This window comes from Limnobaculum xujianqingii (assembly GCF_013394855.1).
Classification (GTDB): domain Bacteria; phylum Pseudomonadota; class Gammaproteobacteria; order Enterobacterales; family Enterobacteriaceae; genus Limnobaculum; species Limnobaculum xujianqingii.
In genome coordinates, this window is record NZ_JABMLK010000001.1 from 2,094,897 (window position 1) to 2,107,501 (window position 12,605).

Sequence of the window (12,605 nt, forward strand, 5' to 3'; positions counted from 1 at the left end):
CGGCTCAGTTAACATATTTACGACTTCTTTGGCCATTTAGCCGGAAAAGAATACCCTTGAATGCCTGTTAATTCAGGAAAATACCGGAAAACAAAATATAACTATGCGTATTCCCCGCATCTATCATCCCCATTCTCTTGCTATCGCTAATGATATCGCCCTGAGCGACGATGCAGCGAATCATGTTGGTCGCGTACTGCGTATGCAGCCGAACCATCAGCTAACGCTATTTGATGGTAGCAATCATGTTTTTGATGCTGTGATTACTCGGGTTGATAAAAAGCAGGTACTGGTCAATATCGTTGACCAGCGGGAAGAGAACCTTGAGTCACCGCTTAATTTTCATCTCGGTCAGGTGATTTCTCGCGGAGAGAAGATGGAGTTTACTATCCAGAAATCTATCGAGTTGGGTGTGAATGTGATTACCCCACTGATTTCAGAACGCTGCGGCGTAAAACTGGATAAAGAGAGACTGGAAAAGAAAGTTCAACAGTGGCAAAAAATTGCCACCGCTGCCTGCGAACAGTGTGGACGTAACCGAATTCCCGAAGTTCGTCCGGTAATGAACCTCGAAGAATGGTGTTCAGAATCTGATGGCGGAATTAAATTGAATCTACACCCAAGAGCCAGCCAGAGCATTAATACGCTCACTATGCCGGTACAAAACATCCGTCTGTTAATTGGTCCTGAAGGAGGATTATCCCAGGACGAGATCGATATGACAGCGAATTACGATTTTACAGATATTCTACTCGGCCCCCGGATTCTGCGTACAGAAACCGCGGCGCTTACCGCGATTGCTGCACTACAGGTACGCTTCGGCGATCTGGGATAAGGAGAAAAAGATGATCAAACTCGGCATCGTGATGGACCCGATTACGTCCATCAACATTAAGAAAGACTCCAGCTTTGCTATGCTGCAAGAAGCTCAAAAACGCGGCTGGGAATTGCACTATATGGAAATGAACGATCTTTATCTACAGACCGGAGAGGCTCGCGCCCGTACGCGTACGCTAACGGTTCAGTATGATAAGGAGCACTGGTTCGATTTCCATCAGGAGCAAGAGATCCCACTGCACGATCTTGATGTTATTTTGATGCGTAAAGATCCTCCATTTGATACTGAATATATCTACGCAACCTATATTCTGGAACGTGCAGAAGCAAAAGGCACGCTGATCGTCAACAAGCCTCAAAGCCTGCGCGACTGCAACGAAAAACTGTTTACCGCCTGGTTCCCTGAGCTAACGCCGTCTACGCTGGTTTCCCGCAGTGCAGAGCATATCCGCCGTTTCTATGCAGAGCATGGTGACATTATCCTTAAACCATTGGATGGCATGGGTGGTTCCTCTATTTTCCGCGTTAAACCAAACGACCCTAATCTGTCGGTAATCATTGAAACCTTGACTGAATTAGGCACCCGTTACTGTATGGCACAAAACTTTGTGCCACAGATTTCGGATGGTGATAAGCGCGTTCTGGTCGTGGATGGCGAGCCGGTTCCTTATTGCCTGGCACGTATTCCAAAGCAGGGAGAAACTCGTGGCAATCTGGCGGCTGGAGGACGCGGTGAAGCGCATCCTTTAAGCGAAAGTGATTGGAAAATCGCCCGTAGCGTAGCACCAATCCTGAAAGAAAAAGGATTAGTATTTGTTGGCCTGGATATCATTGGCGACAAGCTGACGGAGATTAATGTCACCAGCCCAACCTGTATCCGTGAAATTGAAGCTGCTTTCCCGGATGTTTCTATCACAGGTATGTTAATGGATGCCATTGAGCGCCGCATTAAGTAAGCTGCTAAGCTCAAACAATAAGTCTGTTTAACTAAAATGACTCTGTCACCTGTAATTTAAGGGACAGAGTCAATTTTTTTACTACCAATAGTTTTCACGCTAAGCATCGGTGAGCTAAATTTGCTATAATAATCAATGGGTGACAAGCACCTACACATCACATTTCCATTCAGCCAACGGTTTAATACCATGAACTTACAACACCATTTTCTTATTGCGATGCCTACCCTGGAAGATCCCTGCTTTAGCCATTCGGTTGTGTACATTTGCGAACACAATCAGAATGGCACGATGGGATTGGTTATTAACAAACCTCTCGGAGAGCTAACCGTCGAAGAAGTACTCGCGAAGCTGGATATCTACCCCACGCCAAAGGTATCCAATATTCATTTAAACAATCCAGTATTGGATGGCGGACCGCTGGCTGACGATCGGGGATTTATTTTGCATACCCCTCGCCAGAAATTTTCATCCAGTATCCAGATCAATGAACATGTTATGATCACCTCATCGAAAGATGTATTAGAAACCCTGGGTACCGCCTCTCAGCCATCCGAAGCACTGGTTGCTTTAGGTTATGCCGGGTGGGATGCAGGTCAATTAGAACGGGAACTGCTGGAAAACAGCTGGTTGACCGTTGAGGCAGATACCAACATTCTATTTCACGTTCCGGTCAATCAACGCTGGCAAACAGCCGCGAGGAAGTTGGGTGTGAACATCCATACTATTGCAACACAAGTAGGTCACGCATAAATGTCTAACCGTACTGTATTAGGATTTGATTTTGGCACCAAGAGCATCGGTGCAGCTATCGGCCAGGAAGTTACCGGTACTGCTCGCCCTCTTGCTTCATTTAAGGCCAGGGATGGCAGCCCCGACTGGCAACAAATCGAAAAATTGCTGAAAGAATGGCAACCTGATTTAGTGGTGGTTGGGCTTCCATTGAATATGGATGGAACTGAGCAACCAGTTACTGCTCAGGCAAAAAAGTTTGCCAATCGCCTACACGGTAGATTTGGAGTGCAAATCCAATTACACGATGAACGTCTAAGTACGGTAGAAGCTAAAGCTGACTTGTTTTCCCGTGGCGGTTTTCGCGCACTGGACAAAGGCAGCGTAGACGCTGCCTCTGCGGTAATCATTCTGGAAAGTTGGTTTGAACAACAGCTCGGTTAATCTAGTGCAGCAGATTATCCAACGTACTACCCCAGTTAATACTCATTTTAATATTACAGGCTTGATTTGCCGCATAGTAAACGGTATATCCCTGCCGGTTTGATACGCCTTTATATTCCGGAATATCCCCACATCCGGTAATCACATAATCGGTATTTGGCAATGGAATAGAGTTACCGGTTCCCAGCAGAGCGAAATACTTGCCATACTCTCCCTGACCTACTTTCTGCACCAATACATAATCGTTCGCATTCAGTTGAGTTTTACTGACAATTTTTGCCGCACGTCCAGTAGAGTCAGTAACGCCAAACAGTGGCTTGTGAAATGCAGGGTCAGTCTCAGTATCTTTAGTTACTACCAGATAGAACGGCGTATCAGCCATTGGTTGATTGGTTTTTGGCTCTAACAAACCCACAGTAATCTCAAATGTGCCTTCGGAACCGTAAGTTGGTAACGTATTTTTATAATACCAATAGCCACCACCACCAATGATTGCCAGTAAAACAACCACTAAAAGCCATTTAAATGCGTTCAAGATTTACGTTTCCTTTCTGTTTATATTACAAGTCGTTAGGAAAATGGCAGTTCACCATACTTAGGAAGAATAGAAAAGAAGTTTAGCGAAACCTTTACGTTTACTACCCCATAATCAACCCGTTCGATAATAAGCGGCTTCTACATTGCTCCATGGTTTGCATTCCATTAACCGCTCCGGTTTGTAACAGTGTTAATAGCTGGTGGTGTTTACCTTCCCGAATCATATTGCTCACTGCAGGAGTATTCACCAGCACTTCATAAGCAGCGATACGTCCACCTTTACTACAGGGTAAAAGCTGCTGACAAACTACTGCCTGTAAACTGTTTGCCAATTGAGTACTAACAAAACGTTTCTCTTCAGCCGGGAACACATCAATAATGCGTTCAATTGATTGCACTGCAGAACGGGTATGCAAGGTGGCAAATACCAGATGCCCGGTCTCCGCTGCGGTTAATGCCATATGGATAGTTTCCACATCCCTCAACTCCCCCAGCAAGATAATATCCGGGTCCTGTCGCAATGCCGCACGTAACCCCTGAGAGAAGCTTTCCACATGCCTGCCGACCTCACGCTGCTGAATCAGGCAACGATGACTGTGATGTATAAACTCGATGGGATCTTCCAGCGTAATAATGTGGCGAGCTGACTGCTGATTAATCATGCTTATCAGAGCAGCCAGCGTGGTCGATTTCCCACTCCCGGTCGCTCCGGCAACGATAACCAAGCCATCAAGGCAACTGCTCATGGCTATCAACGAATCAGGAATCCCTAACAACTCTGGCGGAGGTATATCATTTCGAATAAAGCGAAAAGCGGCAGATATGCCATCGCTCTGCTGAAAAAGATTCACCCGAAGACGTATGTCTTCAATCGTTAAGGCAAAATCTAACTGCCCCTGTTGCTGAAATGTCACTCGTTGTTCACTGGCTAAGAGCGCTAACAGTTGTTCTGACAGCCATTCTGGCGGTAGTAAACTTTCGCCAAAGTAGTGTAAATCCCCGTTCACGCGCAATACTGGCAAATGCCCGGCAGAAAGGTGCAGATCGGACCCATTTTGCTTTACACTATCAGTTATTAATTGGCATACATTCATAGCAGACTCCCTGAATAGACTTATGACAACTATCCAACAGAATCTAGAAGCAGTCAGGCACCGTATCGCTGAAGCAGCGCAACAATGCGGCCGTTCTCCCAAAGAAGTTCAGTTACTTGCAGTGAGTAAAACAAAACCTGTGGAGGCGATTCAGGAAGCGATTGATGCAGGTCAGCGCCTGTTTGGCGAAAACTATGTGCAGGAAGGCGTCGATAAAATTCAGCACTTTAACAGCACAGCTGAATCAGAGCAGTTGGAATGGCATTTTATTGGCCCACTGCAATCGAACAAGAGCCGACTGGTTGCTGAGCACTTCCACTGGATGCATACTCTGGACAGAGAGAAGATTGCCAGACGTTTAAGTGAACAGCGGCCAGCAGCTATGCCGCCGCTAAATGTACTTATTCAGATTAATATCAGTGATGAACAGAGTAAATCCGGTATTAAACTTGAGGAGTTGTCAGAGCTGGCGGCCCAAATTCACAATCTGCCTCACCTGACACTGCGTGGACTAATGACCATCCCAGCGCCGGAAAACGATCCTGCCCGTCAACTTATCGTATTTCAAAAAATGACACAGGCGTTTAACCAGCTTAAAACTGCCTATCCACAAATTGATACCCTCTCTATGGGAATGACTGACGACATGGATAATGCTATTCGCGCAGGCAGTACCATGGTGCGCATTGGTACTGCTATATTTGGTGCACGTGACTATACCTTGTAATTCATCAGGTAATCCGAGCTACTCCCGATTATCTGAGCTTTAAACTGACAAAGTGAGACTTATCATGCAACACCGTAAAATTGCGTTTATTGGTGCCGGTAATATGGCAAAAGCGATTATTGCCGGATTAGTCAGCGACGGTTATCCGGCGGATTTGATTACCGCAACTTCCCCATCAATGAAACAGGATGGCCCGCTGCATAGCCAATATGGCATTCGTTGTAGTAATGATAACGTTGAAAGCGCTCGTCAGGCCGATGTGGTGCTACTGGCAGTTAAACCACAGATGATGGCTGACGTTTGTGCTCCTTTACATCAGCAGGTGGACCTCAGCAAAAAATTAATTTTGTCCATCGCTGCCGGAGTAAGTGTCACTCGTTTTTCCCAGCTGCTGGGGCCTGTTGACCTTATTCGCATTATGCCCAATACCCCATCATTGATTGGTTTAGGAATGAGCGGCCTGTACGCACCACCACAGGTTAACGCTCAGGATAGAGAATTTACCGCTCAGTTGATGCAATCTGTCGGAAAAATCTGTTGGGTGAATGAGGAAAGTGGGATAAATAGTGTCATCGCTGCTGCCGGTAGCGCTCCGGCCTATTTCTTCCTGTTTATGGAAGCGATGCAAAATGAGTCTGAACGCCTTGGATTTGAACCAGAAACTGCACGTTTACTGGTGCAACAGGCTGCTTTAGGTGCCGCACAAATGGTGGTAAATAACCCACAGTTAGATATCGCGACTCTTCGCCAGCAGGTCACTTCAAAGGGCGGTACTACTGCTGAGGCACTGCGCGTTTTTAATGAACATGGTTTGAGCGAAACTGTAGCTTCAGCTATGCAGGCCGCCATTAAACGTGCCGATGAAATGGAAAAATCACTTTAAAATGATAATCCGGCAATGAATTAGCGGGTTCATTGCCATTTTTCCTTGATTTACTATATGCTAATCCCCAAATATACGGGTGTCGTTATAGCATAATACCGTTTCTCAGATTTCAGTCTGGCTAAGCCAGGGCAGACAATAACCAAGGGTTAACCATGCAATTTTTATCTTTTCTTATTGTAACCGTGCTCGATCTTTACGTATCGGTGCTACTGCTACGGGTATGGATGCAATGGGCAAGAGCCGATTTCTACAATCCATTCTCACAGTTTGTGGTGAAAATCACCCAGCCGATAATTGGACCATTACGCCGTGTCATCCCGTCGATTGGTCCTATCGATACTGCTTCACTACTGGTTGCCTACATCCTTATTCTGTTGAAGTATGTTGTTGGGCTGTGGCTGATTAATCAGGTGCTATTATTCTTCCCGGTTTACCTCCCACTCTCGCTACTGGAACTGCTGACTGCTGCCGGTAAGCTGGTATTCTGGGTTATTATTATCCGTGCGTTGATGAGCTGGATTAGCCAGGGACGCAATCCGGTAGATCAATTGCTTATCCAGCTAACTGAACCACTATTGTCTCCAATTCGTCGCTTACTGCCCTCAATGGGAGGAATCGACCTGTCGCCAATGGTGTTGATCCTGATCCTTTATGCGTTGAATTACCTGAAAGCAGATGTTCTGGCTCTGATTCTGTAATGAGCGCTGTAGAACAACAGTCTGATGCGATTATCCTTCGGCTATATATTCAGCCGAAGGCCAGCCGCGATCAAATTGTTGGTCTGCATGGAGAAGAGTTAAAAGTCGCGATTACCGCCCCGCCGGTTGACGGTCAGGCGAACGCCCATTTGGTTAAGTTTCTGGCTAAACAGTTTCGCGTTGCCAAAGGTATGGTAACGATTGAAAAAGGGGAACTGGGGCGTCATAAGCAGGTAAGAATCGATAATCCACAGCAGGTTCCTGCTGAAATAAAACTCCTGTTACCGGATGCCTGATAACTCAGGCATCCTTTAATATTTCTCTACTGTCTATCAATTAAAATAAATTTTCTGTTTTCAGCAAATCGCACTGATAGTCTTGTATATCTCCGGTATGCCCTGCATTCAGGCCAAAAATATCCAGCCGATTTGCCAACAATAAATACATTGGCCTATCGTTATAGCCAGTGTAAGCCACCAGCGCCAGACCATATTTCTCCATATTATCCGCTGCATCCGATACTTCCGTTGCCAGCCGCTGGAACGGATTGATTTCACGTAACTGAGATTCGGTCAATGTACGGGCAATATAGTGGTGACCATTGATACCATAAGGAACCGATGACCATTTCTCGCTGAAGTTTTCTATCTGGCTTCCCAACTGCGCCTGTATTTCTGGCTTAACGCAGGCAATATGAATGTGCAATTGCTCCTGGCTACGCCCATAGGCTGAATTAACCGCTAATGACACCATTTCCCGGGAAATAGGTTTACCCGCCTGTTGAGCCAGATAGTGGCGAGCTACCCATGCCTGATAGAGGTAATCGGTAGAATCTGGCTGCTGTAATACCTTGCTCTCAATACCATCAATTTTCGCCGTAGGGATTAGCAGAAAATGCAAAGGCCCGTTACGATCTTTAAATATGACGTATCCTCGTTTGGCATCCGGCGTCAAAATCACGTTAATACAGGGAGAAGCTGTTGATGCGCTTAATTGCTGATGAGGAACACATTGCTCACTAACGATCTTCCATAATTCATTTGAGTGACTACGTACCCAGCCCCACCAGATAGCTAAAATTACCAGCGATACAATGATAATCGCGACCAGCCACTTCAGTAATTTAGGCAATCGTTTTTTTCGTTTCATTCTCATCTTCGGAGTGTTAATTGATAGTCTCTCCTGGCAATTATAACACACATGTAACAGTTGGTTTTAATTCAATAAATTATGTTTCTGATTAATAAATGAATAAAACCTATTGATAATATTAAATAAAAAACAAATTACCCTTCATTCAGTGGTCAAAAAACACTCCCCCTTACCATTTTCGCTCATTCACTTACTTCAGTTTGAGTTATGCTATGCGGCTATGAAATATTGAAAAATGAAACACTATTCTATCGCAGGTATACCCTGCCCTGATTAAAACTCGAAATAACAGGTGGACTCCACAATGCAGAAACTGGTGCTTGCAACCGGTAACCCCGGTAAAGTGCGTGAGCTGGCAAATCTTCTGGCTGATTTTGGCTTTGAAGTGATTGCTCAAACCGATCTCGGTGTCGATTCGGCTGAAGAAACCGGATTAACCTTTATTGAGAATGCCATTATTAAAGCACGTCATGCCGCGCAGGTTACCGGTTTGCCCGCCATTGCTGATGATTCAGGTATTGCCGTTGATGTTCTGGGCGGTGCACCCGGTATCTATTCAGCCCGCTATGCCGGCGTTGATGCCAGCGATCAGGCTAACCTGAATAAGCTGCTGGAAACACTGAAAGATGTTCCAAAGGAGCAACGTCAGGCACAATTCCACTGTGTGCTGGTTTATATGCGTCATGCCAACGATCCTATCCCATTAGTTTTTCATGCCAGTTGGCCGGGTGAAGTGCTGTTTAGCCCAGCCGGTGAAGGTGGCTTTGGTTACGATCCTATTTTCTATCTTCCGGAATTAGGCTGTACCGCCGCTGAGTTGAGCAGAGAACATAAAAGTAAGATTTCTCACCGCGGTCAGGCATTGACCATGCTGTTGGATGCCTTGCGTAATGCTTAATCCCCCGCCGCTGAGCCTCTATATTCATATTCCCTGGTGTGTGCAGAAGTGCCCTTACTGCGATTTCAACTCACACGCCTTGAAGGGCGATATTCCCGATATGGATTATGTGGAGCATTTGCTTATCGATCTGGATAACGATTTACCTCTCACCGGTGGCAGGCCTGTCAGTACAATATTTATTGGCGGTGGAACTCCCAGCCTGCTGGGTGCAGAAGCCATGCAGAGACTGTTAGATGGGGTGCGTAGTCGGTTAACGCTGGAGGATAACGCTGAAATTACCATGGAAGCCAATCCGGGAACGGTAGAGGCCGACCGATTTAGAGCCTATCAGCAGGCCGGAGTAAATCGCATCTCTATTGGCGTTCAGAGCTTTAGTCAGCCAAAGCTGGAGCGACTGGGGCGGATACACGGTCCGGAAGAGGCAAAGCGTGCGGCACATCTGGCACAAGGCCTTGGGTTACGCAGCTTCAATCTGGATTTAATGCACGGTTTGCCGGATCAATCACTGGAAGAGGCGTTGGATGACCTGCGGCAGGCCATTGAGTTAGACCCTCCTCATCTATCCTGGTATCAACTCACCATTGAGCCAAATACATTATTTGGTTCACGCCCTCCGGTACTGCCGGACGACGACGCGCTGTGGGATATCTATCAGCGCGGTCATGAATTACTTAGTGCTGCCGGTTATCAGCAGTATGAAACCTCAGCTTACGCCAAACCCGGTTATCAGTGTCAGCACAACCTGAACTACTGGCGTTTTGGTGACTATCTGGGTATTGGCTGCGGAGCGCACGGTAAACTGAGTTTTAGCGACGGGCGAATTATACGCACGGTAAAAACCCGCCATCCCCGTGGTTATATGAACGGTAAGTATCTGGATAAGCAGTACAACGTTGAAGCCGATGAACGACCTTTTGAGTTCTTTATGAACCGATTTCGCCTGCTGGAAGCTGCGCCAAGAGCTGATTTCAGCCGTCTTACCGGGTTGAATGAGAGCGTTATTCGGCAGAATCTTGATAGTGCATTGAAGATGGGGTACCTGACGGAAACCAGTGAGTACTGGCAGGTTACTGAGAAAGGGAAATTATTCCTGAATTCTTTACTCGAATTATTTTTGTAGTTCGCCCTTACTCTTTTCCCTTGACCTTCTCTTTTGACCTGATAGAGCACTGGAATTCAGCCGACAACTGAATGAGGGTAGCACGGCTGGCATGGATGCCAGCCGAGGCGCAGCGACGTCGGGAGCGGCTCTGCGCCGGTGCGTAAGCCCGAATGAAGGCGGAGGGAAGTCGCCTAAGCGACCTGGATTCGTGTGCGAAGGCGCGGGAGTGCAGAGGGAATTCGCCCTAATTCCCTCTGCTCGGCTGCCAGCACCTCAGTCAAACAAAACACTGAAGGTTTAGCAGACGAAACTTACCCTGAGCTACATTTATACTGACAGGATAATTATTGCGGTAATACCTTCAGTAAATTGGCCCGCTGCTGTTCCAGCACCGTAACCTTACCACATGCTTCTTGACCAAACTGGTTGAAGTCTTTTTCCTGCTTCTTCCATTCGTCTTTAATTTGCTGCTGTAAGCCACCCAGGCTGCCTAATACTGCCTGTAAAGGATTGCCTGACTTACCGGCTTTAGCCACTTGCTGGATACCCAGTTCGTTAATGCTGTCCTGTAACACACCACCCAGAGTATTTTGCATAATCACCTGACCATTAGCTTCAACTTGTGAAACGGCCTGATGGTGAAAAGCTAAACCTCCCGGACGAGGCTCCAGTACTTTTTCCATCTCTTTAGTCAGTTCTGAACTCAGAGTGACTAAACGTTTACGCACATTACTCTCGGTACCCAATTGTTTAACAATCACGTTATCCAGTGCACTCTGAGCGATCTTCAGGCGTGAACGAACACCGTCGTTAATATAAGGCAAATCGGTACGCAAATTAGTTTGATAGCTCACCGCCTGAGCGCGAGCCGCATCAGAAAGAGTTAATACTTTACCATTACGGGTCACATCACCATTCTTACCAATTACCAGCTCACCGCTGGCACCAGCAACTTTAACCGTATCCTGGTTAATAAAAATATCATCCTGTGGTTTTACATTACATTCATAAGCCGCTTGCGCCTGCCAGGCCATCAACAGCAAAAGGGCCGCGCCGGTTTTTCGTAACATAATTATTCCTCAATGGTTAATGCGAAATCGTACTTTTGTAGGTTCAACCAGACTATAGACATCAGAGTCCGTCAGGTGTTCATCAAATCGGGGGGATTAACTGAAAAATAGCAGAATTAGTCAAAGCTGTTCAGCGCCATGGATAATCAACCTTACCCAAAACTGAAAACTATCAGGGGGAAATTCTTCCCCCTGACTTAACCATTACTCTTCGTAATAGTTAATATCCATCAGCTCACTGGCTTTTACATCCAGCATGCCTTTGTCTTCCAGCCAGTTAGTCACGATACCACGGTGTTCTTCGGTGCATTTACCGATCTTTTGCAGGCATACCAGACCATCCCACTTCAGATAGCCGCCGCCCTCAAAGGAGAGGTCGTGGGCTTCAAACACTTCGTTGATAAAGTTATCAATTGTTGCGTCGATCTTCTCAACTGCGGTTCCTTCAGGAAATGCCCAGCTAATTAAAAATCCGATTTCCTGAAACTCATCGATACGCATTTTTTTACGTAAACGACGACTACGTTGATGTGCCATTATTCACTCCTCTCAAACATCAAATCCCATACACCATGCCCTAAACGATGGCCACGTAACTCAAACTTAGTTAACGGGCGAGAATCAGGACGTGGCACATAAGTACCATCAACCGACAGATTACGATATGCCGGAATCGCGTTCATCACTTCTAACATATGCTCTGCATAATTTTCCCAGTCGGTGGCCATATGAAACACACCACCCACCTTTAATTTTTTCAGTATCGCCATAGCAAACGGCGTCTGGAGAATTCGGCGCTTATGATGGCGCGCTTTATGCCACGGATCGGGGAAGAACAGCTGAACCATATCCAGAGAAGCGTCAGGAATCATCTTATCCAGCACTTCGACCGCATCATGGCACATTACCCGCAGGTTCCCTACTCCGGCTTCATGAGCCGAAGACAGACAGGCACCGACACCCGGACTATGAACTTCAATCCCCAGAAAATCTTGCTGCGGGTTATCCTGCGCCATTTTGACCAGCGACATCCCCATACCAAAGCCGATTTCCAGAGTGACCGGTGCTTCACGACCAAACACTTCTGACAGGTTTAGAGGTTCTGGTTGAAACTCTACCCCCATTATTGGCCAGTAGTTATCCAGCGCGTATTGCTGGCCTTTTGTCAGCCGCCCCTGACGGCGAACAAAGCTACGAATGCGGCGCATCGCGCGGCCGTCTTCATTAAATTCAGGGGAAATGACATCGTTAATCATAAAAAATTCTGTTTATACCGGCCGCTGTTAATTGTTAATGATGAAGATAAAATTTTCAGGCTGGCATCATACCCTATATTGCCTTAATCCTTAAACAATCCGCGACAATCCATCCGGGTTATTCTGCATGATTATCTCAGGTTAAGGTTTACTCTGGCTGATGTCTGTGCTGGAATCACGCCATCTGTTTTATTCTCCGAGAAATGTCACATT

Annotated in this window: 16 protein-coding genes; 10 read left to right on the forward strand and 6 right to left on the reverse strand. The window is 46.4% G+C overall.

Annotated elements, in window-relative coordinates; translation table 11 throughout:
- The first annotated feature begins 103 nt into the window (after positions 1 to 103).
- From rsmE to ruvX, 4 genes are all read left to right on the forward strand, one after another.
- Positions 104 to 835: a 16S rRNA (uracil(1498)-N(3))-methyltransferase gene (gene rsmE / locus GOL65_RS09535; protein ID WP_140919852.1), complete on the forward strand. Its 732-nt coding sequence runs from the start codon at positions 104 to 106 to the stop codon at positions 833 to 835.
- Positions 836 to 845: 10 nt separating this feature from the next.
- On the forward strand, positions 846 to 1,793 hold the full coding sequence (gshB, locus tag GOL65_RS09540; protein WP_140919851.1) for a glutathione synthase: 948 nt from the start codon (positions 846 to 848) through the stop codon (positions 1,791 to 1,793).
- Positions 1,794 to 1,982: 189 nt separating this feature from the next.
- The gene (locus GOL65_RS09545) at positions 1,983 to 2,546 is read left to right on the forward strand and encodes a YqgE/AlgH family protein (RefSeq protein WP_140919850.1); all 564 of its coding nucleotides are present in this window, start codon (positions 1,983 to 1,985) and stop codon (positions 2,544 to 2,546) included.
- The gene (gene ruvX / locus GOL65_RS09550; protein ID WP_130590407.1) at positions 2,547 to 2,969 is read left to right on the forward strand and encodes a Holliday junction resolvase RuvX; all 423 of its coding nucleotides are present in this window, start codon (positions 2,547 to 2,549) and stop codon (positions 2,967 to 2,969) included.
- Position 2,970: 1 nt separating this feature from the next.
- Here ruvX and GOL65_RS09555 read toward each other — a convergent pair whose 3' ends face one another.
- Together GOL65_RS09555 and GOL65_RS09560 are read right to left on the reverse strand one after the other, a co-directional pair.
- Complete coding sequence (locus GOL65_RS09555; protein WP_140919849.1) at positions 2,971 to 3,504, reverse strand: hypothetical protein; 534 nt, start codon at positions 3,502 to 3,504, stop codon at positions 2,971 to 2,973.
- A gap of 103 nt (positions 3,505 to 3,607) precedes the next feature.
- Positions 3,608 to 4,600 carry a type IV pilus twitching motility protein PilT gene (locus tag GOL65_RS09560; RefSeq protein ID WP_140919848.1) on the reverse strand — a complete coding sequence of 331 codons (993 nt, stop codon included), beginning with the start codon at positions 4,598 to 4,600 and terminating at the stop codon, positions 3,608 to 3,610.
- A 22-nt stretch (positions 4,601 to 4,622) separates the two neighbouring features.
- Between GOL65_RS09560 and GOL65_RS09565 the strand changes: the two genes are divergently transcribed.
- The 4 genes from GOL65_RS09565 to yggU all read left to right on the forward strand — a co-directional run bounded on the left by GOL65_RS09565 (position 4,623) and on the right by yggU (position 7,207).
- Positions 4,623 to 5,327: a YggS family pyridoxal phosphate-dependent enzyme gene (locus GOL65_RS09565; RefSeq protein WP_140919847.1), complete on the forward strand. Its 705-nt coding sequence runs from the start codon at positions 4,623 to 4,625 to the stop codon at positions 5,325 to 5,327.
- A gap of 64 nt (positions 5,328 to 5,391) precedes the next feature.
- Positions 5,392 to 6,210 (forward strand): pyrroline-5-carboxylate reductase, encoded by an 819-nt coding sequence (gene proC / locus GOL65_RS09570; RefSeq protein ID WP_140919846.1) that lies wholly within the window; start codon positions 5,392 to 5,394, stop codon positions 6,208 to 6,210.
- 155 nt (positions 6,211 to 6,365) lie between these two features.
- Complete coding sequence (locus tag GOL65_RS09575; protein ID WP_140919845.1) at positions 6,366 to 6,911, forward strand: YggT family protein; 546 nt, start codon at positions 6,366 to 6,368, stop codon at positions 6,909 to 6,911.
- Positions 6,911 to 7,207 carry a DUF167 family protein YggU gene (yggU, locus tag GOL65_RS09580; protein ID WP_140919844.1) on the forward strand — a complete coding sequence of 99 codons (297 nt, stop codon included), beginning with the start codon at positions 6,911 to 6,913 and terminating at the stop codon, positions 7,205 to 7,207. The genes GOL65_RS09575 and yggU overlap by 1 nt, the downstream gene beginning before the upstream one ends.
- Positions 7,208 to 7,247: 40 nt before the next feature.
- On the opposite strand, the gene GOL65_RS09585 is transcribed toward yggU, so the two are convergent.
- A complete protein-coding gene (locus GOL65_RS09585) occupies positions 7,248 to 8,060 on the reverse strand; it encodes a CDP-diacylglycerol diphosphatase (RefSeq protein WP_179038290.1) in 813 nt (270 codons plus the stop codon).
- 307 nt (positions 8,061 to 8,367) lie between these two features.
- On the opposite strand from GOL65_RS09585, the gene GOL65_RS09590 reads away from it, so the two are divergent.
- Both GOL65_RS09590 and hemW read left to right on the forward strand, forming a co-directional pair.
- The gene (locus GOL65_RS09590) at positions 8,368 to 8,961 is read left to right on the forward strand and encodes an XTP/dITP diphosphatase (RefSeq protein WP_140919842.1); all 594 of its coding nucleotides are present in this window, start codon (positions 8,368 to 8,370) and stop codon (positions 8,959 to 8,961) included.
- Positions 8,954 to 10,084 (forward strand): radical SAM family heme chaperone HemW, encoded by a 1,131-nt coding sequence (gene hemW, locus GOL65_RS09595; RefSeq protein WP_140919841.1) that lies wholly within the window; start codon positions 8,954 to 8,956, stop codon positions 10,082 to 10,084. The genes GOL65_RS09590 and hemW overlap by 8 nt, the downstream gene beginning before the upstream one ends.
- Positions 10,085 to 10,410: 326 nt before the next feature.
- Here the strand turns inward: hemW and GOL65_RS09600 are convergent, their stop codons facing one another.
- From GOL65_RS09600 to trmB, 3 genes are all read right to left on the reverse strand, one after another.
- Complete coding sequence (locus GOL65_RS09600; RefSeq protein ID WP_179038291.1) at positions 10,411 to 11,136, reverse strand: DUF2884 family protein; 726 nt, start codon at positions 11,134 to 11,136, stop codon at positions 10,411 to 10,413.
- Positions 11,137 to 11,340: 204 nt separating this feature from the next.
- Positions 11,341 to 11,673, reverse strand: a complete 333-nt coding sequence (locus GOL65_RS09605; protein ID WP_140919839.1) for a YggL family protein — start codon at positions 11,671 to 11,673, stop codon at positions 11,341 to 11,343.
- Entirely contained in the window at positions 11,673 to 12,392 is a 720-nt protein-coding gene (gene trmB / locus GOL65_RS09610; RefSeq protein ID WP_140919838.1) for a tRNA (guanosine(46)-N7)-methyltransferase TrmB, read from the reverse strand. Before trmB ends, GOL65_RS09605 begins: the two co-directional genes overlap by 1 nt.
- Positions 12,393 to 12,605 lie beyond the last annotated feature (213 nt).

Coding starts and splice junctions, on each gene's coding strand:
- rsmE (WP_140919852.1), top strand. CDS start 104: ATGCGTATTCCCCGCATCTATCATCCCCATTCTCTTGCTATCGCTAAT.
- GOL65_RS09545 (WP_140919850.1), top strand. CDS start 1,983: ATGAACTTACAACACCATTTTCTTATTGCGATGCCTACCCTGGAAGAT.
- GOL65_RS09560 (WP_140919848.1), bottom strand. CDS start 4,600: ATGAATGTATGCCAATTAATAACTGATAGTGTAAAGCAAAATGGGTCC.
- GOL65_RS09585 (WP_179038290.1), bottom strand. CDS start 8,060: ATGAAACGAAAAAAACGATTGCCTAAATTACTGAAGTGGCTGGTCGCG.
- gshB (WP_140919851.1), top strand. CDS start 846: ATGATCAAACTCGGCATCGTGATGGACCCGATTACGTCCATCAACATT.
- GOL65_RS09605 (WP_140919839.1), bottom strand. CDS start 11,673: ATGGCACATCAACGTAGTCGTCGTTTACGTAAAAAAATGCGTATCGAT.
- GOL65_RS09600 (WP_179038291.1), bottom strand. CDS start 11,136: ATGTTACGAAAAACCGGCGCGGCCCTTTTGCTGTTGATGGCCTGGCAG.
- trmB (WP_140919838.1), bottom strand. CDS start 12,392: ATGATTAACGATGTCATTTCCCCTGAATTTAATGAAGACGGCCGCGCG.
- yggU (WP_140919844.1), top strand. CDS start 6,911: ATGAGCGCTGTAGAACAACAGTCTGATGCGATTATCCTTCGGCTATAT.
- GOL65_RS09575 (WP_140919845.1), top strand. CDS start 6,366: ATGCAATTTTTATCTTTTCTTATTGTAACCGTGCTCGATCTTTACGTA.
- GOL65_RS09565 (WP_140919847.1), top strand. CDS start 4,623: ATGACAACTATCCAACAGAATCTAGAAGCAGTCAGGCACCGTATCGCT.
- proC (WP_140919846.1), top strand. CDS start 5,392: ATGCAACACCGTAAAATTGCGTTTATTGGTGCCGGTAATATGGCAAAA.
- ruvX (WP_130590407.1), top strand. CDS start 2,547: ATGTCTAACCGTACTGTATTAGGATTTGATTTTGGCACCAAGAGCATC.
- hemW (WP_140919841.1), top strand. CDS start 8,954: ATGCTTAATCCCCCGCCGCTGAGCCTCTATATTCATATTCCCTGGTGT.
- GOL65_RS09590 (WP_140919842.1), top strand. CDS start 8,368: ATGCAGAAACTGGTGCTTGCAACCGGTAACCCCGGTAAAGTGCGTGAG.